Source organism: Kitasatospora sp. NPDC002965, from assembly GCF_040611255.1.
In the GTDB taxonomy this organism is placed as follows: Bacteria; Actinomycetota; Actinomycetes; order Streptomycetales; family Streptomycetaceae; genus Kitasatospora.
In genome coordinates this window covers 54154-78640 of the sequence record NZ_JBEXNT010000027.1, presented here as the reverse complement: position 1 = coordinate 78640, position 24487 = coordinate 54154, and the positions used below count along the sequence as shown (strand labels likewise).

Sequence of the window (24487 nt, the reverse complement as noted above, 5' to 3'; positions counted from 1 at the left end):
CCACACCCCCCCCCCGCCACCGGCCCCCCCCGGCTGGGGCCGCACCCCGCGACACCACCGCCAGCGGGCGGCGGGGCCACCTGCGGGCGCTTCGGGGCGCCCTCGTGCCGGGGGTCCGGTCACCCGCGGGGTCCGGTCACCCGCGGGGTCCGGTCGCCTGCGGGGGTCCGGTCACGGCCCTCCGGGGCGACCGGTGCTCAGGGCCGGTACCCCCGGGTGGCGAGGGCCAGGACCTCGCCGAGGAGCTCCGGACCGTCCGCGCTCCCGACGTGGGCGGGATGCGCCTCGACCAGCGCCGACACCGGCCGCCGTCCGCCGCCCCGCACGGGGGCCACCCGGACCGCCCAGATCGCGAACCCGGTCCGGGCACGGTGCAGGTGGAGCACCCCCTCGGAGGTGTAGGACTCCCACGGCTGCTCCGTCCCGCGCGGGCGCAGGCCCCGCCTGATCCGCTGCCACTCGTCCTCGCTCCAGACCACGTCCGGGACGGGACACGGGCGCGGCAGCCGCAGCGGCTTCGGGGAACCGTGCTCCGGCGCGTTCGCCACACCGCCCGGCTCGACGAAGGCCCAGGCGGGCAGCGGTTCGCGGGCCGCCGTCCAGGCGGCGGGGATGCCGCCCGCCCCGGTACGGGCCGCGACCACGCCGCCGGTGATCGCGGCCACGGTGTCCATGTCCCCGCCGGCGCTCACGGCCTCCCAGAGCGCCCCGCGGTAGTCGGTGAGCCGGCGGGCCGCGCACCAGAGCGCGTACGGGACGGTGTCGGCGGCGCTGACCCGGCTGCCGTTGCCGAGCACCTTCGCCACGGCCCCGAGGTCACGTTCGTCCAGCAGCGCGACCGCCTCGGTCAGGCCGTCCCGCACGGCTCCGAACGGCGTGAGGTCCCGCACCGACTCCAGGAAGCCCCTCGCGGTCACGGGCTCCGCGCGGGCCCGTACCGCGAAGGCCGCGGCCACCGCCACGGCGATCGCGCCGTCCACGGCCTGCGGGTGGGTGTGGGTGATCGCCGCGCTGTCGGCGGCCGGCTCGACCGCCGCCCCCGGGTCGTCGGCGTACGCCGCCCCCAGCGGGGCGACCCGCATCGCGGCGCCATTGCCGTACGAGCCCTGGCCGTCGAAGAGTTCGGCGGCCAGTACCTTGGCGTCACCGCCCTCGCGGACCAGCCGGAGCAACCGGTTGGCGGCCGGGCCGTAGCCGCGGTCGAAGTCGTGGCGCCGGGCGAAGCCGTGGGTGAGGTCGAAGGTGTCGACGGCCCCGCGCTCGGTGTGCGCGGCGTACACCGAACAGGCCATCTCGGTGTCGTCGGTCCACGGCCAGGGGCCGGGCGGGGCGGTGCGGGCGGCCAGGTGGGCCCTGGCGGTGGCGGGAACGAAGAACTGCGCGCCGAAGGCGTCGCCGACCGAGAGGCCGTCGAGCGCGTCGAGCGCGGGGCCGGTGTGAGGAGTCGTCATCGGGCCCCAGCCCACCCGTCCGACCGGTCCCGCGTCAACCCCGTACGACCCATGACTCCCCGCACGGGCGACGTTTCGCATACCGCCGACCCGGGCGGGAAGCACCCCGGGCATGACCCGCGCCATCGGACTCGTCGACCCGCTGCTGCTGCTCGGCGCCGACCAACAGCACATCGTCACCCGTGCACAACTGCACGGGCTCGGCGTCCCGTCCGGCACCATCGCCCACCGCCTGCGGCCGGGCGGACCGTGGCAACAGGTGCTTCCCCGGGTGATCTGCCTGCAGACCGGACGGCTGACCTCCCATCAACGACTGCGCGCGGCACTCGCGTACGCGATGCCCAAGGGCCGGGCGGACGGGCCCGCCGGAGACGTGCTGCTGACCGGCGCGGCCGTCCTGGCCGACGCCGGGCTGCCGTCCGCCGGGCACCCGGCCGACCTGGCCTCGGTGGACGTCCTGATCCCGGGCCCACGACGGGTCTCCGACCGGGGGTTCGTGCGGATCCACCGTGCGGCCGGAGCGATGCCGGGCGGGTACGAGCGCGACGACGGGCTCCGGAGCACGACGGTCGCCCGGGCACTGGCCGACCTCGCACCCCGGGAGAGCGGACGGCGCCGGTTCCGGGCGCTCTGCGCCGAGGCCGTCCAGCGGCGGCACTGCGAACTCGGCGAGCTGCTGGACCAGTTGATGGCCCGGCCGGACGCGCTCGACCTGACCGGGCTGGCCGGGGTGGTGGAGGAGCTGGCCGCCGGGGTCCGCTCGGTGGTCGAGGGCGAGGCCCGGGACGCGGTGCGCGGCTCCGGGCTCCCGGAACCGCTCTGGAACCCGGTCCTCCTGCTGGACGGGCGGTTCCTGGCCGTGCCCGACGCCTACTGGCCGCAGGCCTGCGTCGCGCTGGAGATCGACTCCCGGGCCTGGCACCTGCGCCCGGCCGACCACGAGCGGAGCCTGACCCGGGCCAACCGGCTCACCGTGGCCGGCCTGCCGGTGGTCCGCACGACCCCGCTCCAGCTGCGGCGCGACCCGGCGCCCGTGCTGCGGGAGCTGGCCGTGCTGCTCGCCGGGGGACCGCACGGCCCCCAGGCCCGGATCACCTGGCGGCGGGCCCGGTGATCCCGGCGCGGCCGGCCCCACGGGCTGCGCGGATGCGCGGAGATGCGAAGACGCGGAGACGCCCGGCGGCGGCCGACGGCGTACGCAGGGGCGGGCAGGGGGAGGCGGGTCAGGAGACGGCAGGCGCGGCGTCGGTGGGCGCGGCGTCGGTGGGCGCGGCGTCGGTGGGCGCGGGGACGGTGTCGGCGGGGGCGGTCGCCGTGGTGGCGGCGGTGGCGGCGCCGGCGGCCTCGGCGGCGGCCACCAGGCGCTGGAGTTCCGCGAGGTGCTCGGTGAGGGCCCGCCGACCGGCCCTGGTCGCGACGAGCCAGGTGCGCGGACGCCTGCCGACCGCGCCCTTCCTGACCTTGAGGTAGCCGGCCTGCTCCAACGCGGTCGCGGCCTTGCTGAGCACCGAGTCGGAGACCTCGCAGTGGTCGCGGACGGTGCCGAACTCGGCCTCCGCGCAGGCGCTGAGGAAGGCCAGCACGGTGAGCCTGGTCGGGTGCTGGAGCAGCGGATCGAACGGGGCCGACATCAGTGGGCCGCCGCGTCGCGCCGGATCCGCTCCGCCAGCCACCCGGTGACCGCCCAGAACGCCGCACCGGCCGCGAGACCGGCGGCCGCACCTATCCAGCGCACACCGCCACCGGCCAGCAGGACCAGGCCCGAGGCGGCCCCGGCCGCGGCGAACACCCCGAGGACGGCCAGCACGATCAGGCCGCCGTAGCCGGGGGCCGGCCGGTGCACGATGCCCGCCTCGCGCATCGCGATCCGGGCGAGCGCACCGGTCAGGGCGGCGAAGACCACGCCGAACACGCCGCTCAGCCAGGAGACCCCGGCCCCGATCGCCTGACCGACGCCGGTCCCGTAGACGGTGAACGCCACCGCGAAGGCCGGGCCGTACCAGCCGGGGAGCCGGCCGGAGGCCTGGGCGGCCGCCTTGGCGCGATCGGCGAGGCGCAGCGCCTCGGCTGCGGGAAGCGCGGGTCGGACGGGCTCGGAGCTGCTCATGGAATCCCCCTGCGGTGCGGCCCTCCGGGAGAGCGCCGCGATGCTCTCACTATGGCATCTACTTTCCAAACTGGAAAGTACTTTCGTGGGTGGACCGCTCGGCACTGCCCGTCGGCGACCGGGCCGGTCGGCGGCCTGACCGCCGGCAGCGGCACCGTCAGCAGCGGACGTCGATCTCCTGGAAGGTCGCGTAGTGGTCGGCGGTCCAGAACTGCTCGCCGGACTCGCCGGTGACCACGCGACGGGCGCCACGGTCGGCGGAGCCGGGGGTGACGACGGTGAACTCGTGGTAGTAGCCGGAGGTCTTGCGGGGCAGGCGGCTTTCACGGTTCTCGAAGACGATGCCGTCCGAGCGGTACGGGTACGGACCGCCCTTGGCGATCAGGCCGAGCGTGTCACGGGCCTGGACCGGCAGCCCGGTGCGGCAGACGTCGGCCATCGCCGGGTCGGTCGGCACCCAGGTGCCGGCGGGCGCGGGCGTGCCCGGGGCGGACGCGGTGCCCGCGGGCGGGGACGGCTTCGGTGCGGTGGACCTCGGTGCGGTGGACTTCGGTGCGGTGGACTTCGGCGTCGCCGGACCGGTCGAGGACGTCGCGGAGGCCTCGGGCGTGCTGTCGCCGGCGTCGTCCGACAGGACGTACCCGACTGCGGCGGCGAGCACGCAGAGCAGCACGGCCAGGGCGGTGAACAGGCGGTTTCTGCTGGTCATGGGCCCAGCTTGGCAGCCACCCGGGCCCGGACCGGGCAACCTCACGCGTGGCCGCCGACACACCCGCCGGCACCGCTCTTCCGAGGAGGGCTGCGGGGTGAGGGGGTGGCGGGCCCGCCCGCCCGACCCGCCCGGCGCGGTGGTGGTCCGCTCGCGGTCCGACCGTGGTGGCCCGGCCGTGGTGGCCCGGCCGAGGCCCGGCCGTGGAAAAAGCAGCGGCCGGGACGGGGACGGACGCCGTTGTCCGTTCCCGCCCCGGCCGCCTCACGTACGCCGGTTCTCCTGCGCCGAGCTCCGGTGTACGCCCCTCCCGGGTGGAGGGGATACGGTCAGCGATTCGACCGTGCCGAGGGGCTCAGAGCCCTCAGCGCGAGTCGCTGCCCGCAGTCTCGATGGCGGCGCGGCCTGCCTCCAGACGCGCCACCGGGATCCGGAAGGGGGAGCAGGAGACGTAGTCCAGCCCCACCTCGTGGAAGAAGTGCACCGACTCCGGGTCGCCGCCGTGCTCGCCGCAGACGCCGAGCTTGAGGTCGGGGCGGGTGGCCCGGCCGGCCTCGACGGCGTGCTTGACCAGCGCGCCGACGCCGTCGCGGTCGATGGTCTCGAACGGGGAGACCCCGAAGATGCCCTTCTCCAGGTAGGCCGTGAAGAAGGAGGCCTCGACGTCGTCGCGGGAGAAGCCCCAGACCGTCTGGGTGAGGTCGTTGGTGCCGAAGGAGAAGAACTCGGCGGCCTCGGCGATCTGGCCGGCCGTCACGGCGGCGCGCGGCAGCTCGATCATGGTGCCCAGCTTGATGTCCAGCTGGACGCCGGTGGACTGGGCGACCTCGGCGAGGACGCGCTCGCACTCGTCGCGGACCAGCTCCAGCTCCTGGACGGTGCCGACCAGCGGGATCATCACCTCGGGGCGCGGGTCCCCGCCGGCCAGCTTCCGCTCGGCCGCCGCCTCGGCGATGGCGCGGACCTGCATGCCGAACAGACCGGGGATGACCAGGCCGAGGCGGACGCCGCGCAGACCGAGCATCGGGTTCTGCTCGTGCAGCTTGTGCACTGCCTGGAGCAGGCGCAGGTCGTTCTCGTTCGGGTCCTTGCGGGCCTCGGCGAGGGCGACGCGCACCGACAGCTCGGTGATGTCGGGCAGGAACTCGTGCAGCGGCGGGTCGAGCAGACGGACGGTGACGGGCAGGCCGTCCATCGCCTGGAAGAGCTCCAGGAAGTCGCCCTTCTGCAGCGGCAGCAGGGTGGAGAGCGCGGTCTCGCGGTCCTTGTCGTTGTCCGCGAGGATCAGGTGCTCGACCTCCTTGCGGCGCTCCTCCCCGAGGAACATGTGCTCGGTGCGGCAGAGGCCGATGCCCTGGGCGCCGTACCGGCGGGCGCGCCCGCTGTCCTCGGCGTTGTCCGCGTTGGCGCGCACGGCGAGCCGGCGACGGCCGTCGGCGTGCGACATCAGCCGGTGCACGGCCTGGACCAGACCGCCCTGGACGTCGGCGCCCGCGTGCAGGGTGCCCTCGAAGTACTCCACCACCGGGGAGGGGAGCACGGGTACCTCGCCGAGGTAGACCTTGCCGGTCGCGCCGTCGATCGAGACGACGTCGCCCTCCTCCAGCACCAGGCCGTCGGCGGTGGTCATCCGGCGGCGCTTGGTGTCGACCTCCAGCTCCTCGGCCCCGCAGACACAGGTCTTGCCCATGCCGCGGGCGACCACGGCGGCGTGCGAGGTCTTGCCGCCGCGCGAGGTGAGGATGCCCTCGGCGGCGATCATGCCGTCCAGGTCGTCCGGGTTGGTCTCGCGGCGGACGAGGATGACCTTCTCGCCGGAGCGGGACCACTTCACCGCGGTGTAGGAGTCGAAGACGATCTTGCCGATCGCGGCGCCGGGCGAGGCGGCGAGGCCCCAGGCGATCTGCTTGGACGTGGAGTCGGGTGCGAAGCGCGGGAACATCAGCTGCGAGAGCTGGCCGCCGGTGACCCGCATCAGGGCCTCGTCCAGGTCGATCAGGCCCTGGTCGACCAGCTGGACGGCGATCCGGAACGCGGCGGCGGCGGTGCGCTTGCCGACCCGGGTCTGCAGCATCCAGAGCTTGCCGCGCTCGATGGTGAACTCGATGTCGCAGAGGTCGAGGTAGTGGTTCTCGAGCTTCTGCATGATCGCCATGAGCTCGTCGTACGACTTCTTGTCGAGCTTCTCCAGCTCGGCCAGCGGCAGGGTGTTGCGGATGCCGGCGACGACGTCCTCGCCCTGCGCGTTGGAGAGGTAGTCGCCGTAGACGCCCTGGGTGCCGGTGGAGGGGTCACGGGTGAAGGCGACACCGGTGCCGGAGTCCTCGCCGAGGTTGCCGAAGACCATGCTGCAGACGTTGACCGCGGTGCCCAGGTCGTTCGGGATGCGCTCCTGGCGGCGGTAGAGGCGCGCCCGGTCGCCGTTCCAGGAGTGGAAGACGGCGTGGATCGCGAGGTCCATCTGCTCGCGCGGGTCCTGCGGGAAGGCCCGGCCGGTCTCGCGCTCGACGATCCCCTTGAACACCTCGACGAGCTGCCGGAGGTCGGCGCCGTCCAGGTCGAGGTCGTTGGTGGTGCCCTTCGCGTGCTTGGCCTCGTCCAGGGCCTCCTCGAACAGCTCGCCGTCGACGCCCAGCACGGTCTTGCCGAACATCTGGACCAGACGACGGTAGGAGTCCCAGGCGAACCGCTCGTTGCCGGACTGCGCGACCAGGCCGACCACGGAGGCGTCGGAGAGGCCGATGTTCAGGACCGTGTCCATCATGCCGGGCATGGAGAACTTGGCGCCCGAGCGGACCGAGACGAGCAGCGGGTCGTCGGCCTGGCCGAGCTTCTTGCCCATCTCCTGCTCAAGGGCGTCCAGGTGGGCGCCGATCTCCTCGTGGAGGGAGGCGGGCTCGCTGCCGGTCTCCAGGAAGACCTTGCAGGCCTCGGTGGTGATGGTGAACCCCGGAGGGACGGGGAGCCCCAGGTTGGTCATCTCGGCCAGGTTCGCGCCCTTGCCGCCGAGAAGGTCCTTGAGGTCCTTGTTTCCTTCAGTGAAGGAGTAAACAAACTTCTGCTGGGACGACACGGGTCGGTCTCCTCGCACACGGTTGCCCTGACGCCGGAGAACATACCCATTTCGAAGGCACTTCTGCGCCGCCAATAGGCCGTACGAGGCTGGTACCCAGGGGTAACCCGATAGATCGAATGCACCTAAAGGCGTTCACCTCTGTTGGCGAAATCGTCCGGATGACGCGAGCTATCGTTCAAGTCTTGAACGCTACGAAACAGGAAGATCACACAGGCGGGACGCAGGGTAGCGGTCGGCCGTGCAAGCTGACGCCTCGGCTTGATTTCCTGCACCCTGAGCGCGCGATCCGCCGCCACCCCCTTCGGGAAGCGATTCGCCGGCGACTTGTTCATTTCGTCCTGTCGGCCGCCTTCTACCGGCACCGTATGTGGCAAGCGTCACCAGCGCATCTCACCGCTTGAGCGTAGACCGGATCCGCCGATCGTCGCACTCCGTCCAGAAACGTGCTCTCTCCGTGATGTTCGGTTGCCAAAAGGGAGCCCTCTTGGCCAGATTGGCCAAGAGGGCTGGGACAGGGTGGCGAGAGACCTTCGAGGGGTCATTTCGCCACTATGGACAGATCATCCGCCAGATGTGTCCGATTCGGCGTCTGCACCCGGGCGGGCGCAGTCATACGGATCGTCCAACCATCCCTCGGGCAGAACCACCCGGTTGTTGCCGCTCGTCCGTCCGCGGGGGCCGTCGGCACCGGCCGGCCAGGCCTGCGACTGCTCCACCAGGGCGAGGGTTTCGGCCAGTTCGGCCAGGGAGGAGGAATTGGCGAGCTTCACGCGAAGCTCCGAACCGACCGAGAAGCCCTTGGTGTACCAGGCGACGTGCTTGCGGAAGTCGATCACACCGCGGGCCTCGTCGCCCAGCCACTCACCGAGCAGCTGCGCGTGGCGGACCATCGCCCGCGCCACGTCGGCGAAGGTCGGACGGGCGTAGTCCACCTCGCCCTCGAAGATCGACACCAGGTCCCGGAACAGCCACGGACGGCCCAGGCAACCGCGCCCGACCACCACACCGTCGCAACCGGTCTCGCGCATCATCCGCAGCGCGTCGTCCGCCGACCAGATGTCCCCGTTGCCGAGCACCGGGACGTCCGCCGGAACGGCCTCGCGCAGTCGGGCGATCGCCGACCAGTCCGCGGTGCCGCCGTAGTGCTGGGCGGCGGTGCGCCCGTGCAGGGCGATCGCCGACACGCCCTCCTCCGCGCCGATCCGCCCGGCGTCGAGGAAGGTGAGGTGGTCGTCGTCGATGCCCTTGCGCATCTTCATGGTCACCGGGAGGTCGCCGGCGTTGGCCACGGCCTCACGGAGGATCTCGCGCAACAGGTTGCGCTTGTACGGCAGCGCCGAGCCGCCGCCCTTGCGGGTCACCTTGGGGACGGGGCAGCCGAAGTTCAGGTCGATGTGGTCGGCCAGGCCCTCGTCGGCGATCATCCGCGCCGCCTTGCCGACGGTCACCGGGTCCACGCCGTACAGCTGGATCGAGCGGGGCTTCTCGCTCGGGTCGAACTTGATCAGCTGCATGGTCTTGGCGTTGCGCTCCACCAGAGCCCGCGTGGTGATCATCTCGGAGACGTACAGCCCCTTGCCGCCGCTCTGCTCACGGCAGAGGGTGCGGAACGGCGCGTTGGTGATGCCGGCCATCGGCGCCAGCACGACGGGCGGCCAGACCTGCATCGGACCGATGTTCAGCGGCGCGAACTCGGTGCTGGTCGCGGTGGGTGCGGGCGTGACTGTCATGCGCGGCTGACCTCGGGGAAGGGGGCTCGGGACTCTTCATTGTCCCCCACCCGGCGGACGGGGCCGGGAGTAGGCCGCCGCGGAGCCCGGACGGCCGGCGGACGGCGGCGTTGCCGGAGCCCCCGTGGCCGGGCCGCGGGCCGCGGGGGCACGGGCCGGGTCAGCCGCCCGACGCGCCGGGAGAGGAGAGGACCGTCACCGAACCGGAGGTCACCGAGACACGGACCTGGTTGGTGCTGGACTGGTCGGCCAGCAGCGGGTCGATGTGGCGGTTCCCCGAGACGGTGCCCCCGTTGAAGCGGTAGACCGAACCGCGCGGCAGGCCCAGGGTCACCGACCCCGACGTGGCGCCGATGTCCACGGTGCGCGGCGCCTGGGCGAAGGAGAGGTCGACCGAGCCCGAGGTCGCCCTCACCTCCACCGCGGTGGAGGTGAGACCGGCGCCCTTCACCGCACCGGAGGTGGTGCCGACGACCACCGGGCCGGAGAGGTCGGCCAGCAGGATCGACCCCGAGGTGGAGTCCAGCCGGACCTCCCCCGTCACCCCCCGCACGGACAGGCTGCCGGAGGATCCCGTGCCCTCCACCGACACACCGACCGGCACCTCCAGCTCGATCTCCGCGCCGCAGCCGAGCTTCGCCACCGGCATCACCTGGCTGCAGCGCATCTCCACCCTGAGGTCGCCGCGGTCGAAGAGCACCGAGATGACGGGCGGTCTGATCATCCAGTCCAGCTCCTGGCGGACCACCACCTCGCCCTCCCGCCCCGGACTGATCCGGACCGTCGCCGAACCGGTGTCCAGCACCACCTTGCTCACCGCCACCGGGTAGGACTTCTCCGACTCCGTCCGCTGCTGCACCGCCATCGCCCAGGTCTGTACCGCGCCGATGACCAGCGTCACGGCCAGAGCCAGGACGCCGAGCACCCGCCACATCCGGTGCACCCGCCTCCCGGTGCCGTTCCCCGTGCCCTTCTCCCTTGGCTCGCGCTGCTCGTGCTGCTCGTGCTGCTCTCGTTGCTCCTGGTCGCGCCGCCTCCCCGCCATGGACTACCCGACCTCCAGGAACCGCAGCACCGCCAGCACCCGGCGGTGGCTGTCGTCGGCCGGCGGCAGGTCGAGCTTGGCGAAGATCGAGTTGATGTGCTTGGCCACCGCGCTGTCGCTGACCACAAGAGCGGCAGCGATCGCGGTGTTCGACCGGCCCTCCGCCATCAGGCCCAGCACGTCCCGCTCCCGCGGGGTCAGCCGCTCCAGCGGATCGCGGTGACGGCGGACCAGCAGCTGGGCGACCACCTCCGGGTCGAGCGCGGTACCGCCGTCGGCGACCCGCTGCAGCGCGTCCACGAAGTCGTCCACGTTGGCCACCCGCTGTTTGAGCAGGTATCCGACCCCGCTGGTGTTGGTGGCCAGCAGATCGGCGGCGTACCGCTCCTCCACGAACTGGGAGAGCAGCAGCACCGCCACCTCCGGCCACTGCCGGCGGATCAGCAGTGCGGCCCGGACGCCCTCGTCGCTGTAACCCGGCGGCATCCGTACGTCCGCCACCACCACCCCCGGGCGGTGCTCCTCCACCGCGGCGAGCAGTGCCTCGGCGTCCCCGACTGCGGCGACCACCTCGAAGCCCACCGCCTCCAGCACCTTGACGAGGCCGACCCTGAGCAGGACCGAGTCCTCGGCGATCACAGCACGCACGGCAACTCCACGGAGATGGTGGTCGGGCCCCCGAGGGGGCTGAGAACGGAAAGGGTGCCGTCGACCGAGGCGGTGCGCTTGCGCAGACCGGTCAGCCCGGTGCCCCGCGAGGCGTCCGCCCCGCCGACGCCGTCGTCGCTGATGACCAGCCGCAGCCGACCGCCGGCCGTCCGCACCGAGAGCTGCACCCGGGAGGCCTTGGCGTGCTTGGCGACGTTGGTCAGCGCCTCGGAGACGGTGAAGTAGGCGACCGCCTCGACGGTCGGCGCTATGTACTCGGCGAGGTCGACGTCCACCCGCACCGGGAGCGGGGCGCGGGCCGCGATACCGGAGAGTGCCGCGTCCAGGCCGCGGTCCTCCAGGACCGCCGGGTGCAGGCCGCGGACGAGGTCGCGCAGCTCGTCGATGGCCGCCTGGGCCTCCTCGTGCGCCTCGACGATCACCTGCATGGCCTCGGGCGGGACGTCCTTGAGCGTGCGCCGGGCCAGGCCCAGGTTCATCGCGAGCGAGGTGAGGCGCTGCTGGGTGCCGTCGTGCAGGTCGCGCTCGATCCGGCGGCGTTCCGCGTCGACGGCGTCCACCAGGCCGGCCCGGCTCTCGACCACCTCCTCGATCCGGTGCTCCAGTGCCTCCGCCCGACCCGGCCCGAGCAACCGCACCGCCGCGACCTCCTCCAGCCGGGCCAGCAGGGCCACCGCCCAGGGCAGCACAGCGAGGACCGCGAGACCGCCCACGGTGAGCGGGACGTCCAGCTGGAACCACTTCTGCCGGACCGGGGCGGAGTGCGGCATCAGCCAGGCCCAGCCGAACACGGTGCTCGCCACCAGGGCCGCGCCCCAGGCGTACACGGCCCCCATCGCACCGACCGCGAGCAGGGGGCCGGCCACCAGGTGGTAGCCGACCTGACGCCAGCTGACCCCGGTGCGCAGCCTCGTCAGGAGGCCGGACGGGACGCCGACCGGCCGCAGCAGCGGGCGCACCTCCACACCGCGCAGCACCCGCAGTCGGCTGCGCTGGGCGGTCGTCAGCGGGCGCAGGCAGAGCAGGACCAGGCCCAGGAGGAGGAAGGTCAGTTTCGGTGTCACGGCGGCGGTCAGGACCGGGAGGGCCGGCGGGATGCCGGAGGCGATGAAGAGGGTGTCACGCCGGGCGGCGGCCGACCACGGGGGCCGGGCGGCGCCCCTGGTGAGCGCGCGGCGCAGCGTCGTGGAGGGCATGGCCGACAGCCTAGGGCGGCATGATCGTCACCCACCATGAAGGGGGCTGCCGAGAAAGGGTGTACCTGGGTACACCTTCGATTCGGTTCGGCGCACTACCGACAGCGACGACCGCCGACGCCACGCTTGTCGGTATGACGAGCCTCGCACCGCACTCCGCCCACCCGCCGCACGGGTACCCCGTCTGCTGCCCGGCCCATTCCGCCGCGGCCGCCGTCGCCGAGGGGCGGCTACCGGTCGGGCCGACCGGTGACCTGCCGGGCGTGCCCGCCGGCCCGACCGGGCCGTGGTCGGTGCGCAGCGTGCGGGCGGGCCGGAGCCGTGGCCGGACGGCCCTGGAGGTCTACGAGTACGGCGAGTTGGTGGACGTGCTCGTCGCGTCCCGGCTCGGCGCCGGGCTGCTGCGCGGCGCCCGGTGCTGGAAGGTCCCCAACCCGGGCGGCCGTGGCGGCGCCGGGCGGTTCGCGGGCAGCGGCAGGCGCCGGGTCCGGCACGGGCTGGCCTGGGGGCGGCTGCCGCGCGGCGGCGCGGCACCGTCCGTCGGGTTCACCGCCGCCCCGGCCGCCGGGCGACTGCTGCGCCGGCCGGGGCGGTCGGCCCCGGTCGTCGAGGTGGCCGAGGTGGTCACGGTGGCCGGACAGTTGTGGCTGGCCTGGGCCGAGGGGGTGTTCGGCGGCGTGCTCGTCGAGACGGCGGACGGCGCCGCGTCCGAACGACGGCCACTGGAGCGGGTCCGCCACCGGGCCGGGGCGGACGCCCTCGCCGAGTGCGGAGGTGCCGGATGAGCGCCGCCCTCCCCGTCCGGCCGGGAGGTCTGCCCCGGTGGTCCCTCCACCTCGCCGTCGGCGCCCGCACCCGCGCCCGCGCCGAGCGGGTACCGGCGATCGCCGCGCTGGCGCTGCTGCCCTGGCTGGCCGTGCTCGTGGCCGCCGGCGAGACGGTCTGGGTCGTCCTCGACCTGCTCGAACTCGCCGCCCTGCTCAGGCTGGACGCCTCGCTGCGCCAACGCGGCCGGGCCGCCGCACGGCCCGCGACCGCGGTGGCCCTGCTGCTCACCACCGACGCCCTGCTGGACCTCGCCACCGCCGGCCCCGGCCACGAGACGCTCGTCGCGCTGATGATGGCCGGCTGCGTCGAACTACCGCTGGCCGCCCTCTGTCTGGCCCTCGGACGGGCGCGGGCCGCCGACCGGTCAAAGCGTCCCGACCACCGCCGCCCTGGTCGCCGCCGTCCGGGTCGGGAGCCGGACCGTCAGCGCGCGGGTCTCCTCGTCCCGAGGTGTGTAGACGACCATGCGCGGTCCCTGGCCCGGGCCGAGCCAGAGGCTCGTGTACTCGTAGCTCAGCAGCCCGACCTCCGGCACGAGGAAGCGCTTCAGCCCGTTGCCCGGCCGCAGGACGTCGTGCCGCTGCCAGGCCGCGTCGAAGTCCGGAGAGGCCTTGCGGAGCCGGCAGAGCAGCGTCCGCCAGGCGGGCTCGGAGGTGTGCTCGCCCATGCCCGAGCGGAACCGGGCCACCATGACGTCCCGCTCGTACTCGTGGTCGACCAGCACGTCGCGGAACCGCGAGGGGGTGAAGGCCAGCCACATCAGGTTGCGGTCCTCGTGCGGCAGCGCGCCCAGGTCGCCCACGATCCCGGCGTACGGCGCGTTGTGGGCGAGTACGTCGTAGCGGGAGTTGATCACCGCGGCCGGGTAGGGGGCCAACTGGTCCAGGGCCGTCCGGACGCCCGGTGTCACGGTCGGGCACTCCACCACCGGCGTCGGATCCTCGGCACCGGCCAGCGCGAACAGGTGGGCCCGCTCGCTCGGATCGAGGAGCAGGGCCCGGGCCACCGCGTCCAGCACCTGGACGGACACCTGGATGGACCGCCCCGCTCCAGCCACGTGTACCAGGTCACCCCAACCGCCGCGAGCTGCGCCACCTCCTCGCGGCGCAGGCCCGGAGTCCGGCGGCGGCCGGTCATCGGCAGGCCCACCTGCTCCGGGGCGATCCGCTCGCGACGGCTGCGCAGGAAGGCCGCCAGCTCGTGGCGGCGAGCGTCGGCGGCAGGTACCTTGCCCGTGTTCGCGGCGGCCGTACCGCCGGTGGCCGTACCGGTCGGGGCGGCAGTCGTCAGGCTCATCCCCCCAGCATGCGCCACCCGCCATCCTGTTGCCAGGTACTCCTTATACCTGGATAAGCACACTCTGGTACCAGGGTCCGGCGCGTCGGATCGTATGACTCGTGACCCAACAACTCACCGTCGCCAAGTCCACCGCCACCGCCCTCCCGGCATCCGCCCGCCCCGCCGCCCCGGCCGACGCCGTCTCCACGGCCACCGGCCCCTCCGCCCACTCCGCACTCGGCACCGCCGGACTGGTCACCGTCCTGCTCGGGGCATTCCTCCCGATGCTGGACTTCTTCATCGTCAACGTCGCCCTGCCGACCATCGACCACGACCTCGCCGCCGGCCCCGCCGTCCTGGAACTGGTCGCGGCCGGGTACGGCATCGCCTTCGCCGTGCTGCTGGTCCTCGGCGGCCGGCTCGGCGACATCTACGGTCGTCGCCGCCTCTTCGTCGTCGGTGCCGCGACCTTCGCGGTCACCTCGCTCGCCTGCGGACTCGCTCCCGGTGCCTGGACCCTGGTCGCCGCCCGCGCCGCCCAGGGGGCTTCGGCCGCCCTGCTGGTCCCCCAGGTCCTCGGCACCATCACCGCCGCCACCCACGGCGCCCGGCGCGGCCGCGCGCTCTCCGTCTACGGCGCGGTCGCGGGCATCTCGGTGGTGATCGGCCAGGTCCTCGGCGGAATCCTGGTCGCCGCCGACCTCTTCGGCACCGGCTGGCGCTCGGTCTTCCTCCTGAACGTCCCCTTCGCCCTGCTCACCGTCGGCCTCGCCTTCCGTTACGTCCCGGAGAGCCGGGCCGAGCAGGCCGCCAAGGTCGACATCGCCGGCACCGTCCTGCTCACCGCCACCATGCTCGCCCTGCTGGTCCCCCTGATGGAGGGCCGCGCCGCCGGTTGGCCGCTGTGGTCCTGGCTGCTGCTGGCGCTGTCGCCCGTCCTCGCCACCGCGTTCGTCCTGGTCGAGCTGCGGGCCGAGCGGCGCGGCAGCTCCCCGCTGGTGCCGCCCACCCTGCTGCGCATCCCCGAGATGCGGCGCGGCCTCGGTATCGCCCTCCCCTACTTCGGCGGCTTCGGCGGCTTCATGTTCGTCATCGCCGTCGCCCTCCAGCAGGGCCTCCACCTCGGCCCGGTCGCGGCCGGCTGGGCGCTGGTCCCGATGGCCGTCGGCTACTTCACCGCCTCGCTCGCCGGTCCTCGCCTGATCGGCCGCTTCGGCAGCCGCGTCCTCACCGCCGGCGCCGTCGTCCAGGCGGTCGGCCTCGCCACCCTGGCCGTGACCGTCCTCGCCGACTGGTCGCACTTCTCCCCGCTCCGGATGGCCCCCGGCGTCGCGCTCGCCGGCATCGGCCAGGGCCTGATCGGCACCCCGCTCTTCCGTGTCATCCTCTCCAAGGTCCCCGCCGACCGGGCCGGCGTCGGCAGCGGCGTCCTCGCCACCAGCCAGCAGTCCAGCCTGGCGCTCGGCGTCGCCACCCTCGGCACCCTCTACCTCGCCCTCTCCCCGACGCTGGGCCTCGACCGCGCCCTCGCCCTCTGCCTGGGCATCCAGCTCCTCGGTTCCTTCGCCATCCTCTGCCTCACCCTCCGTCTCCCCCGCTCCATCGGATGACGGTGGACGACCGGGTTCGGCGGCGCCTCGTAGCCGCGTGCCCGCCTGCCTCGGCGGAGGCGGGCACGCGCCTGTGAGACCACCCAATCCGTGCCGCCCTCCTCCGCGCAGCCCTACTCCGTGCCGCCCTCCTCCGCGCAGCCCTACTCCGTGCCGCCCCTCCTCCTCGCCGTCCCTTCTCCTCGCCGCTTTCTCCGACCGCCGCGCTCAGCCCGGTCGCCCGGAGGTGAGCGTGCAGCTCCCGTCCGCGCAGGAGCGCTTCAAGCGGCCCCGCGAGACGGTCTCCAGCAGCCCGATCGTCCAGCACATCGGGCAACCCCGCAGGGCGAGCACACCGACCGGGAGGAGCAGCAGGGCGACCGGTCCGACCACCGGGACCAGCGCGAACGCGCCGACCAGCGAGCCGAAACCCACCGCACCGCGCAGCAGATGACGGGGCAGCGAGGCGCTCGCGAAGTCCGGACGGTCAGTCATCGCCACCGCCCGCAGGAGGCCGGGCAGCGTCCCACAACGACTGCCGGACCGCCGCGCGGGCACGGTGCAGCCGCGACTTCATCGCGGCGCCGCTCAGGCCCAGCGCATCGGCGACCGTCCGCCCGCTGAGACCCTGCACGTCCCGCATGACCAGGACGCGCCGCTGGTCGTCCGGGAGCGCGGCGATCGCCGCCGCCACCCGGCCGGCCTCCAGACGGTTCAACACCTCGTCCTCGGCCGACACGGCGACGGCCTCCTCCACCTGCGGCCGGTCCCGCAGCAGCGTGCGCGCCCGGCGCAGGCACTCGTTGCGGACGATCCGGAAGGTCCACGACGCGAGCGCACCGGACGCCCGCAGCATCCCGATCTTCCGGTACAGGATGATCAGCGCCTCCTGCGCCGCGTCCTCGGCGTCCTGCGGCGAGGCGCAGAGCGACCGCGCGAACCGCTGCACGTGCGGGTGCGCACCCGACACCAGCGCGGCGAGCGAATCGACGTCGCCCCGCTGCGCCGCGCGGACCAGCACCTCCCCCGGCCAGGCGGCGGACTCAGCCACGGCCCCGCCCCCGCTTCCGCAGCACGACCACGCTGCACGTGCACAGCAGCACCACGACGACACCGACAGCGATTCCCACGACCACGACGACCTCCCAAGTCCTGCTCCGACGCCTGTCCGAACGTCCGTCCGTCCGTCGAAGACATTCATAGGAGAGCCGCCGCCGGTCAAAGGATTCTGCCCCGCCCCCACTTTCTTTCCGGCCGCGTCCCGCCCGGCCGACGTCTCGGGCTCGTCGGAGGCACCGGCTCGCGGGCAGGCCCGGAGGGGCGGGACCGTCAGGCCGGTTGGGCGGCGAGGGCGCGGGGAGCCGGTGCGGGGGCCGGACCGGGGAGCGGGAGGTCGGGGGCGTAGGTGAACCAGACGACCTTGCCGGTGCCTGCGGGCTCCCAGCCCCACGCCGCCGCCAGGGCCTCCACCAGGAGGAGGCCGCGTCCGTCGGTGGCGTCCTGGTCGGGCTCGGGGGCCGGGGCGGGCCGGCGGAGGGTCGGGCAGGTGTCGGCGACCTCGATGCGGAGGAGGGCGGAGGACCACCGGACGGTGAGGGTGCAGCGACCGCCCGCGTGCTCGACGGCGTTGGCGATGAGCTCGCCCGCGCACAGTTCGACGTCCGCCAGGGCGTCGTCCGACAGCGGCAGGTCCCAGGCGCGGGCGGTGTCCGCGACATGGCGGCGCGCCGCCGGGACCGCGGCGGGGTCCGGCGGGACGTCCCTCACGCAAGGCGTACCGCTTGTGATCACTGTTGCTCTCCGTCTCTGCGAAGTCCCTTGCGATTCCGACCGCTCCGCCACCCGTGAGGCTGACATCCATTCAACGCGGGTACACAGGACGGGAGAACCGGCGATGCTGGTCGGAGCGTTGAACCGGTTGAACGAAGGACGGGGATCGCGATGGCGAGACGACCGCGCACACCCAACACCGGACTGGCCGCTCTCCTCCTCCAGGCCCGCTGGGGCAACGACCAGCTCGCCCGGGCGGTGAACCGGGTCGGCGGGGAACAGGGGCTCGGCCTCACCTACGACAAGTCGTCCGTCTCGCACTGGCTCTCCGGCGCGCGCCCGCGTGCGGAGGTGCGCGAGGTGGTCCGGGAGGCGTTCGCACGCCGGCTCGGGCGCCCCGTGACCCCGGAGGAGACCGGGTTCGGCGATCCGGTCCAGCAGGGCGGCGGCGCACCGGGCGGCAGCACGCTGTCCGATCTGATGTCGATCGGCAAGGCCGACGTGGACCCGTCCCGCCGGGGAGTGCTCTCCGCCGGGCTCTACTCCGTCGCGCTCGCCCTGCCGGGGTTCGACGACCCGGACGCCGCCGACCGGGTCACCCGTACCGGCGCCGGGCGCACCGTCCGGATCGGGCCGGGCGAGGTGGAGACCGTACGGGCGATGACGGACCGGATCGCCGGCATCCTCGACGAGCTGGGCGCCGCCCACGCCCGGCCGATGGCCGCGGCGTTCCTGGTCAACTCGGTCGGGCCGTGGCTCCGGGCGTCCGGCAGCGAGCAGGTGAAGGCCGACCTGCTGGCGGCAGCGGCCGACCTCACCTACCTGACCGGGTGGATGGCCATGTACGAGACGGCGCACGGGCTGGGGCAGCAGTACTACGTCCAGGCGCTCAGGCTCGCCCGCGAGGCCCGGGACCACGTCACCTACTGCCGCACGCTGCGCGGCATGGCCCTGCAGGCGTCGAACCTCGGCTACGGTCCCAGGGCGCTGGAACTCGCCGACTCCGCCGCCGAGGCCGCCCCTGCGGCAGGGCCGCGCCTGCGTGCCTTCCTCGCCGGCCAGCAGGCGCACGGCGCGGCCATGGTGAAGGACCGGCGCCAGGCGTTCGCGCGGCTGGCCGAGACCGAGGCCGCGCTCGCCAGGGCGGACGGCCGCAACGACGCGGTCGGCGGCTACGACCAGGCCGCCTACCACTTCCACGTCGCGCACGTCCTGTACGAACTCGGAGACCTCGCCGGGTCCGTACAGGAACTTCAGATCTCCAACCGGGTCCGTCCGGCCAACGAGAAGCAGGGCCGGGTGCACGCCAACGGGCTGCTCGCCCGGCGGCAGACGGAGCTGGGCCACGTCGAGGCGGCGTGCGCGACGTGGCACGCGTTCCTGGACGACTACGTCACCCTCAGTTCCGTCCGCGGCGACGAGCACTTCCGGGCGCTCGGCACGTCGTTGGCCGCCCGCGCAGGCAGCCCCGGGGTGGTCCACCGGCTTCGGCAGCGCACCGACGAGGTGGCCCGCCAGAAGACCGCGTAGCGGCCCCGCCCCACCCGGCCGGCGACCGGCGACCGGCGACCGCCACCGGGTCTCAAGGCCCGGTGCTCACGGCCCGGTGCTCACGGCCCGGGGGTCGGGGCAGGGCCCGGTGACGCACCCTCCTGGCAGACTCGGCGCCATGCGACGCGCCCTGCGACCGGACCTGACCCTGCTGCGCGAACTCGTCGAGGACTCACCGGAACTCGGACGGAGGCCGACCCGCCCCGCGCCGGAACAGTGGCTCCGCGACGCCGAGGCACGGATCGGGACGGCACTGCCGCCGTCCTACCGGTGGTGGCTGGCCGAGTACGGCCGGGGGCGGACGCTCGGGGCGGACATCGCGACGGTCGTCCCGCCCGAATACGCCGAGGACGTCCACGAGGCCGTCAGCGCGCCCTGGCGGCGGTCCGCCGACCGGCTCCGCTTCGCCGGCGAGCCCGACGGCGGCAACGAGTACCACTTCGCCCTCGACCGGACGGGAGAGGCCGGGGCGGGCGAGTTCCCGGTGGTCCGCCGGGACGGCCTCGACGGCGAGGAGTACCCGGAGGCGGAGTCCTTCGCGGGCTTCCTGGCCGTCCACCAGGCACGGTCGCGCGGACTCGGCGACGGCCCCAACCCCACGGTCGCCCGGCTGTGGCGGTCGACCCCCGGCGTACTGCTCGACAGCGGCGTGCTCGTGTACGGGCCGCACGGCATCCGGGAGCGCAACGAGACGTTCGAGGTGGCCCGCTACGCGCCCGAGTGGGTGCTGATCGGCGACGACAGCGGCGGCACCGGACTGTTCATGCGCCGGCACGGCCGCGACCGCACCCGCGTGTACCGCCTCGGTCTGGGCGCGATCGACGAGAACGTCGAGACGGAGGGCGAGCTCGTGACGGACGACCTGCTCACCTGGCTGGAGGAGGCCGGTGCCGCCGGCTGAGCCGGCACCGGGCTCCTCCGACGGCCCGGCCCCGGGAGCTACTCGCCGAGTTCGGTGAAGAGGGTCAGCTGGAGGGCGCCGGGGGCCTCCAGGCGGGAGTTGAGGGAGTTCCAGGGGGTACGGACGGGCTCGGCGATCACCTCGGCGCCGGCGGCGGCGAGCTTGGCGGTGGTGGCCGTCGCGTCGTCCACCTGGAACGCGACCCGGAGGTGGCCCGCCACCCGCCGCCCGACCTCGACGTCGTCGATGTAGTCGGCGTGCCCCGGGTCGGCGATCTCCAGGGTGGCGCGGCCGGCTTCGAGGATGGTGACCCGGCCGTCCGGGGAGGAGAAGGCGCCGCGCTCGGGCAGGCCCAGCACGTCGCGGTAGAAGTGGAGCGCCTGCTCGTAGTCGGCCGCCGTGACCACCAGACGGAGTTCACGGACGGCGGGGGCTTCCTCGGACATGCCTGCTCCTTGCGATGACGTTGGGCGACGAGGTTGCGCGATCCCGGAGGTGCGGACCGCGGGCGCGGTGTGCGACGACCGCCACCGAACCGTGAACCCCCCACCCCCCGAGCCGATTCCCTCCTCGGTGACGGGGAGCGCGCGCGCCCCCGTCACGGAAAAGCCGTGGCTGCCGGGCGCCCCTTTGTGTCAGCATGACGATATGAGCAACGAACTCGTCGACGATCCTGCCGACACCCGCAACCGCGCCGACCTGACGGCCCTGGTCGCCGTCGGCGTCCAGCCCAAGTGGCTGATGTTCTGGGGCCACCGGGCGCAGCGGGACGGGTCCGTCGGGCCCGGGGTGCTGAGCCAGTGGTGGCCCGAGCACCCGTTCACCGTCGACGGGGTGGAGTACGCGACCGCCGAGCACTGGATGATGGCCGGCAAGGCGCGGATGTTCGGGGACGAGGGCATGCTGGCGCGGATCCTCGGGGCCGCGAGCCCGGCCGAGGCGAAGAAGCTCGGCCGGCAGGTCAGGGGGTTCGACGACGCGGCCTGGACGGCCGGGCGGTTCGAGCTGGTGGTGCGCGGCAACGTCGCCAAGTTCGCCCAGGACGAGGCGCTGCGCGGGTACCTGCTGTCGACCCGACGACGCGTCCTGGTGGAGGCCAGCCCGGTGGACCGGATCTGGGGCATCGGGCTCGCCGCCGACGACGCGCGGGCTCAGGAGCCGGCGGCCTGGCGCGGGCAGAACCTGCTGGGCTTCGCACTGATGGAGGCCCGGGAGCGGCTGGCCGGGTGAGCGCGGGCGCACCGGTGCCGGACGGCGGGGCCACGGCCCCGCCGAGGGGCGCGCGCTCCGCGGAATTCGCCGTTCTCACGCCCTCCGCGCTCCCGGACTCCACTCGCAAACCTCTGGACGCACTGCCGTAACGCGGCCGCCGTATACCGACGCCAGGATGACTTGCAGTCAGGGCCTAGTTGGACAGGTTGCGGTGATCATGCGTACACGGCACACAGAACAACCCCCTTTCCCGGACGCCGGCGCCGGCGCGGACGCGGACACCAACGCGCACGCGGACGCGGGCACGGGCGGCGGCACGGAGCAGGACGCGCTGGAACTCCGCGCCGAGCTGGACGAGTTACTGCGTGCCCGCCAGTACGCGGGCCAGCGCGAGCGCCGGCTCTTCGAGGCCGTCCGGGCGCTGCCGGAACGGCAGCACCCGGACGGTGAGCTGACGCGACAGCTGGCCCAGGCGCGGACGCTGCGCGAGGGACTCGCGGCCCGCTGCCTGGAGTTGAGCGACCAGTTGAAGATCCTGGAGGATCACCTGCGGCAACCGGCTCCGCGCCTGCGGATGCCCCGCCAGCCCACCGGGGCACGGTTCGGCGGGGGCGCGTACGACGAGGCGTCCGCCCCGTCGATGTCTCCCGCACCCCCGCCGCCGCGCGCCACCGGAGCACGGTTCGGCCGGTTCACCGCCCAGGCCCAGAAGGCCAAGGGGCCGACGGACCCGACCGGACCCGCAGGGCCGACCGGACCGACCTGGCCCGCAGAGCAGGCCGGACCGGCAGGAGCCGTGCCTGGGCCCGCCGCAACCACGTCTCCACCCCCGCCGCCCCCGGCCGCCGAACCGCCCCGTCGCCGCTCCCCCGGCGAGCTCACCACCCTGGCCGACCGCATCATCGGCCTCTACCAGCAGGCCACCGGCGGCCACGCCCCGCAACAGGCCACCCACCACCACGCGCCACCCCGGCAGGCGGCCTCCCGGGAGGCCGCCGACCTGCTCGCCCGGGCCGCCACCCGCCTCACCCCGCACGACACCGCCCGTCTGGCCGCCCTGCTGTCCCGTCGCGGCTCGGCCGGCGCGTCCCTCCAGCTCGCCCGGAGCGCGGCCCAGGGCGCTCCGGAGCACGCTGCCGCCACCCTGGCCGAGCTGCGCGAGGCCGGGCTGGCCGAGGAGGCCACCGAGCTCTTCCACACCCTCTGGTCCTACCCGGTCACCGCGCTTCCCGCTCTGTTGAACGCGCTGGAACGCGCCGGACAGCACGCCGACAGCGCCACCCTGCTCTGGGAGTGGGGCTCCGCCCCGCCCGCCGAACTGGCCGCCCTGGCCGTCCACCTGCACCGGTCGGACCGCGCCGCCGACGCCCGGACGCTGCTCCGCCAGGCCGCGGGCCGGCCCACCGCCGACCTGGTGGGCCTCGTCACCGCTCTCGCCCCGCCGCTCCCCGGCCTGTTGCTGGGCGAGCTGGCGGCGCTGCGCCCGCCGGCCGAACTGGTCGGTCTGGCCGCCGCGCTGCACGCGGCCGGCCACCGGCAGCTGTACGACGAGCTGTTGACCACACTGCTCGCGGACGCCGCCCGCCACCGCGCCACCCTCGCCGCCCTCCGCACGGAGGGCCTGCCGACCGCCCCGACCCCGCCGCCCCGCTCCCGCTGGGGCCGCCGCTAGGCCCGGCCGGGGCCCCGGGTCCGGACAGGCCCCGGGTCCGGACGGCGCCTGAGGTCGCCGGCCGCAGGCGCACGCGAAGAGCCCCCGCCCGCCCGAAGGCGAACGGGGGCTCCCCGCGACGAACGGCCGGCGACGGCCGGCATCAGTCGGACGTCAGCAGCCGATGAGCCGCGCCGCCAGGTACGACTTCACCTGGTCCAGCGAGACGCGCTCCTGCGCCATGGTGTCGCGCTCGCGCACGGTCACCGCGTTGTCCTCAAGCGTGTCGAAGTCGACGGTGACGCAGAACGGCGTGCCGATCTCGTCCTGGCGGCGGTACCGCTTGCCGATCGCGCCGGCGTCGTCGAACTCGACGTTCCACGCGGTGCGCAGGTCGGCGGCCAGGCCGCGGGCCTTCGGCGAGAGGTCGGCGTTGCGCGACAGCGGCAGCACCGCGACCTTGACCGGGGCCAGCCGCGGGTCGAGCCGCATGCCGACGCGCTTCTCCAGGACGCCCTTGGCGTTCGGCGCCTCGTCCTCGAAGTAGGCGTCGATCAGGAAGGCCAGCATGGCGCGGTTGAGGCCGGCCGCCGGCTCGATGACGAACGGGAAGTACCGCTCGCCGGACTCCTGGTCGAAGTACTTGAGGTCCTGGCCGGAGGCCTCGCTGTGCACCGTCAGGTCGTAGTCGGTGCGGTTGGCGATGCCCTCCAGCTCGGAGAACTCGGTGCCGCCGAAGTTGAAGCGGTACTCGATGTCCACCGTGCGCTTGGCGTAGTGGGAGAGCTTCTCCTTCGGGTGGTCGAACAGGCGCATGTTGTCGGTGCGCAGACCGAGGTCGACGTACCAGTCCCAGCGCTGCTGGAGCCAGTACTCGTGCCACTGCTCGTCCTCGCCCGGCTTGACGAAGAACTCCATCTCCATCTGCTCGAACTCGCGGGTCCGGAAGATGAAGTTGCCGGGGGTGATCTCGTTGCGGAAGCTCTTGCCGACCTGGGCGATGCCGAACGGCGGCTTCTTGCGCGAGGTGGTCTGGACGGCCTTGAAGTTGGTGAAGATGCCCTGGGCGGTCTCCGGGCGCAGGTAGGCCAGGCCGCTCGCCTCCTCGGTGACACCGAGGTGGGTCTTCAGCATGCCCGAGAAGTCCTTGGGCGCGGTGAACTGGCCCTTGACGCCGCAGTCGGGGCAGTTGACGTCCTGGAGGCCGTTCGGCGGCGGGAAGCCGTGCTTGGCCTCGTACTTCTCCTCCAGGTGGTCGGCCCGGTGGCGCTTGTGGCAGGAGAGGCACTCGGTCAGCGGGTCGTTGAAGGTGGCGACGTGGCCGGAGGCCTCCCAGACCTCGCGGGCCAGGATCACCGACGAGTCGAGTCCGACGACGTCCTCACGGGCCTGGACCATCGCACGCCACCACTGGCGCTTGATGTTCTCCTTGAGCTCCACACCCAGCGGCCCGTAGTCCCAGGCGGCACGCGTGCCACCGTAGATCTCGCTGCAGGGGTAGACGAAGCCACGGCGCTTGCTCAGGCTGACGATCGTCTCGATCTTGTCGGCTGCCACAGTGCTCTCTTCAGTACGGACGGCACGGTCAGGGCACGGCTGGTTGCGCGTACCCGAATACCTCAGGTTACCGGCCATATGGGTACAGGGTTCAAATCGGTATCGCCGGCACCTGCCCACCCACCGTCACCACCCGTTCACCCGTCCGAGTGATTTGACAATCATTT

21 protein-coding genes and 1 pseudogene are annotated in these 24487 nt (G+C 73.6%); 7 read left to right on the top strand and 15 right to left on the bottom strand.

The window, feature by feature from the left end; all coding sequences use genetic code 11:
- Positions 1 to 197: 197 nt before the first annotated feature.
- The gene (locus ABZY91_RS14295) at positions 198 to 1451 is read right to left on the bottom strand and encodes an ADP-ribosylglycohydrolase family protein (protein ID WP_355402333.1); all 1254 of its coding nucleotides are present in this window, start codon (positions 1449 to 1451) and stop codon (positions 198 to 200) included.
- A 112-nt stretch (positions 1452 to 1563) separates the two neighbouring features.
- Here ABZY91_RS14295 and ABZY91_RS14290 point away from each other — a divergent pair, with 112 nt between their 5' ends.
- Entirely contained in the window at positions 1564 to 2565 is a 1002-nt protein-coding gene (locus ABZY91_RS14290) for a hypothetical protein (RefSeq protein ID WP_355402331.1), read from the top strand.
- Between the two features lie 109 nt (positions 2566 to 2674).
- On the opposite strand, the gene ABZY91_RS14285 is transcribed toward ABZY91_RS14290, so the two are convergent.
- From ABZY91_RS14285 to ABZY91_RS14250, 8 genes are all read right to left on the bottom strand, one after another.
- Positions 2675 to 3082: a transcriptional regulator gene (locus ABZY91_RS14285; protein ID WP_355402329.1), complete on the bottom strand. Its 408-nt coding sequence runs from the start codon at positions 3080 to 3082 to the stop codon at positions 2675 to 2677.
- Positions 3082 to 3558, bottom strand: a complete 477-nt coding sequence (locus ABZY91_RS14280) for a hypothetical protein (RefSeq protein WP_329879007.1) — start codon at positions 3556 to 3558, stop codon at positions 3082 to 3084. Before ABZY91_RS14280 ends, ABZY91_RS14285 begins: the two co-directional genes overlap by 1 nt.
- 157 nt (positions 3559 to 3715) lie before the next feature.
- Positions 3716 to 4267: a ribonuclease domain-containing protein gene (locus ABZY91_RS14275; RefSeq protein WP_355402327.1), complete on the bottom strand. Its 552-nt coding sequence runs from the start codon at positions 4265 to 4267 to the stop codon at positions 3716 to 3718.
- Positions 4268 to 4631: 364 nt separating this feature from the next.
- Positions 4632 to 7340 carry a pyruvate, phosphate dikinase gene (ppdK, locus tag ABZY91_RS14270; protein WP_355402325.1) on the bottom strand — a complete coding sequence of 903 codons (2709 nt, stop codon included), beginning with the start codon at positions 7338 to 7340 and terminating at the stop codon, positions 4632 to 4634.
- Between the two features lie 563 nt (positions 7341 to 7903).
- Positions 7904 to 9073 carry a tRNA dihydrouridine synthase DusB gene (gene dusB, locus ABZY91_RS14265; RefSeq protein ID WP_329879010.1) on the bottom strand — a complete coding sequence of 390 codons (1170 nt, stop codon included), beginning with the start codon at positions 9071 to 9073 and terminating at the stop codon, positions 7904 to 7906.
- Positions 9074 to 9233: 160 nt separating this feature from the next.
- Positions 9234 to 10118, bottom strand: a complete 885-nt coding sequence (locus tag ABZY91_RS14260) for a DUF4097 family beta strand repeat-containing protein (protein WP_355402323.1) — start codon at positions 10116 to 10118, stop codon at positions 9234 to 9236.
- 3 nt (positions 10119 to 10121) lie between these two features.
- On the bottom strand, positions 10122 to 10766 hold the full coding sequence (locus ABZY91_RS14255; RefSeq protein WP_329879012.1) for a response regulator transcription factor: 645 nt from the start codon (positions 10764 to 10766) through the stop codon (positions 10122 to 10124).
- Positions 10754 to 11983, bottom strand: a complete 1230-nt coding sequence (locus ABZY91_RS14250; RefSeq protein WP_355402321.1) for a histidine kinase — start codon at positions 11981 to 11983, stop codon at positions 10754 to 10756. Before ABZY91_RS14250 ends, ABZY91_RS14255 begins: the two co-directional genes overlap by 13 nt.
- A 134-nt stretch (positions 11984 to 12117) precedes the next feature.
- Between ABZY91_RS14250 and ABZY91_RS14245 the strand changes: the two genes are divergently transcribed.
- Positions 12118 to 12768 carry a hypothetical protein gene (locus ABZY91_RS14245; RefSeq protein WP_355402319.1) on the top strand — a complete coding sequence of 217 codons (651 nt, stop codon included), beginning with the start codon at positions 12118 to 12120 and terminating at the stop codon, positions 12766 to 12768.
- A gap of 407 nt (positions 12769 to 13175) precedes the next feature.
- Here the strand turns inward: ABZY91_RS14245 and ABZY91_RS14240 are convergent.
- Positions 13176 to 14107, bottom strand: a pseudogene (locus ABZY91_RS14240) (helix-turn-helix transcriptional regulator).
- A 233-nt stretch (positions 14108 to 14340) separates the two neighbouring features.
- Between ABZY91_RS14240 and ABZY91_RS14235 the strand changes: the two are divergent.
- Complete coding sequence (locus ABZY91_RS14235; protein WP_355402337.1) at positions 14341 to 15699, top strand: MFS transporter; 1359 nt, start codon at positions 14341 to 14343, stop codon at positions 15697 to 15699.
- A gap of 207 nt (positions 15700 to 15906) precedes the next feature.
- Here ABZY91_RS14235 and ABZY91_RS14230 read toward each other — a convergent pair whose 3' ends face one another.
- The 3 genes from ABZY91_RS14230 to ABZY91_RS14220 all read right to left on the bottom strand — a co-directional run bounded on the left by ABZY91_RS14230 (position 15907) and on the right by ABZY91_RS14220 (position 17445).
- The gene (locus tag ABZY91_RS14230; RefSeq protein ID WP_329951516.1) at positions 15907 to 16173 is read right to left on the bottom strand and encodes a hypothetical protein; all 267 of its coding nucleotides are present in this window, start codon (positions 16171 to 16173) and stop codon (positions 15907 to 15909) included.
- Complete coding sequence (locus ABZY91_RS14225; RefSeq protein WP_355402316.1) at positions 16166 to 16729, bottom strand: RNA polymerase sigma factor; 564 nt, start codon at positions 16727 to 16729, stop codon at positions 16166 to 16168. Before ABZY91_RS14225 ends, ABZY91_RS14230 begins: the two co-directional genes overlap by 8 nt.
- Positions 16730 to 17007: 278 nt before the next feature.
- On the bottom strand, positions 17008 to 17445 hold the full coding sequence (locus ABZY91_RS14220) for an ATP-binding protein (protein ID WP_355402314.1): 438 nt from the start codon (positions 17443 to 17445) through the stop codon (positions 17008 to 17010).
- A gap of 174 nt (positions 17446 to 17619) precedes the next feature.
- On the opposite strand from ABZY91_RS14220, the gene ABZY91_RS14215 reads away from it, so the two are divergent.
- Positions 17620 to 18978 (top strand): hypothetical protein, encoded by a 1359-nt coding sequence (locus ABZY91_RS14215; RefSeq protein WP_355402312.1) that lies wholly within the window; start codon positions 17620 to 17622, stop codon positions 18976 to 18978.
- A 139-nt stretch (positions 18979 to 19117) separates the two neighbouring features.
- Complete coding sequence (locus tag ABZY91_RS14210; RefSeq protein ID WP_355402310.1) at positions 19118 to 19900, top strand: SMI1/KNR4 family protein; 783 nt, start codon at positions 19118 to 19120, stop codon at positions 19898 to 19900.
- Between the two features lie 38 nt (positions 19901 to 19938).
- On the opposite strand, the gene ABZY91_RS14205 is transcribed toward ABZY91_RS14210, so the two are convergent.
- Positions 19939 to 20346, bottom strand: a complete 408-nt coding sequence (locus ABZY91_RS14205; RefSeq protein WP_355402308.1) for a VOC family protein — start codon at positions 20344 to 20346, stop codon at positions 19939 to 19941.
- Positions 20347 to 20548: 202 nt separating this feature from the next.
- Between ABZY91_RS14205 and ABZY91_RS14200 the strand changes: the two genes are divergently transcribed.
- Both ABZY91_RS14200 and ABZY91_RS14195 read left to right on the top strand, forming a co-directional pair.
- A complete protein-coding gene (locus ABZY91_RS14200) occupies positions 20549 to 21130 on the top strand; it encodes an NADAR family protein (RefSeq protein WP_355402307.1) in 582 nt (193 codons plus the stop codon).
- A gap of 199 nt (positions 21131 to 21329) precedes the next feature.
- On the top strand, positions 21330 to 22784 hold the full coding sequence (locus tag ABZY91_RS14195; RefSeq protein WP_355402305.1) for a hypothetical protein: 1455 nt from the start codon (positions 21330 to 21332) through the stop codon (positions 22782 to 22784).
- Positions 22785 to 22937: 153 nt separating this feature from the next.
- Here the strand turns inward: ABZY91_RS14195 and ABZY91_RS14190 are convergent, their stop codons facing one another.
- Entirely contained in the window at positions 22938 to 24320 is a 1383-nt protein-coding gene (locus ABZY91_RS14190) for a glycine--tRNA ligase (RefSeq protein WP_329879024.1), read from the bottom strand.
- Positions 24321 to 24487: the final 167 nt, after the last annotated feature.

What these genes read in the sequence shown, in the direction of transcription:
- ABZY91_RS14295 (WP_355402333.1), bottom strand. Translation starts at nt 1,451, where the DNA reads ATGACGACTCCTCACACCGGCCCCGCGCTCGACGCGCTCGACGGCCTC.
- ABZY91_RS14290 (WP_355402331.1), top strand. Translation starts at nt 1,564, where the DNA reads ATGACCCGCGCCATCGGACTCGTCGACCCGCTGCTGCTGCTCGGCGCC.
- ABZY91_RS14285 (WP_355402329.1), bottom strand. Translation starts at nt 3,082, where the DNA reads ATGTCGGCCCCGTTCGATCCGCTGCTCCAGCACCCGACCAGGCTCACC.
- ABZY91_RS14280 (WP_329879007.1), bottom strand. Translation starts at nt 3,558, where the DNA reads ATGAGCAGCTCCGAGCCCGTCCGACCCGCGCTTCCCGCAGCCGAGGCG.
- ABZY91_RS14275 (WP_355402327.1), bottom strand. Translation starts at nt 4,267, where the DNA reads ATGACCAGCAGAAACCGCCTGTTCACCGCCCTGGCCGTGCTGCTCTGC.
- dusB (WP_329879010.1), bottom strand. Translation starts at nt 9,073, where the DNA reads ATGACAGTCACGCCCGCACCCACCGCGACCAGCACCGAGTTCGCGCCG.
- ABZY91_RS14260 (WP_355402323.1), bottom strand. Translation starts at nt 10,118, where the DNA reads ATGGCGGGGAGGCGGCGCGACCAGGAGCAACGAGAGCAGCACGAGCAG.
- ABZY91_RS14250 (WP_355402321.1), bottom strand. Translation starts at nt 11,983, where the DNA reads ATGCCCTCCACGACGCTGCGCCGCGCGCTCACCAGGGGCGCCGCCCGG.
- ABZY91_RS14245 (WP_355402319.1), top strand. Translation starts at nt 12,118, where the DNA reads ATGACGAGCCTCGCACCGCACTCCGCCCACCCGCCGCACGGGTACCCC.
- ABZY91_RS14230 (WP_329951516.1), bottom strand. Translation starts at nt 16,173, where the DNA reads ATGACTGACCGTCCGGACTTCGCGAGCGCCTCGCTGCCCCGTCATCTG.
- ABZY91_RS14215 (WP_355402312.1), top strand. Translation starts at nt 17,620, where the DNA reads ATGGCGAGACGACCGCGCACACCCAACACCGGACTGGCCGCTCTCCTC.
- ABZY91_RS14210 (WP_355402310.1), top strand. Translation starts at nt 19,118, where the DNA reads ATGCGACGCGCCCTGCGACCGGACCTGACCCTGCTGCGCGAACTCGTC.
- ABZY91_RS14205 (WP_355402308.1), bottom strand. Translation starts at nt 20,346, where the DNA reads ATGTCCGAGGAAGCCCCCGCCGTCCGTGAACTCCGTCTGGTGGTCACG.
- ABZY91_RS14200 (WP_355402307.1), top strand. Translation starts at nt 20,549, where the DNA reads ATGAGCAACGAACTCGTCGACGATCCTGCCGACACCCGCAACCGCGCC.
- ABZY91_RS14195 (WP_355402305.1), top strand. Translation starts at nt 21,330, where the DNA reads ATGCGTACACGGCACACAGAACAACCCCCTTTCCCGGACGCCGGCGCC.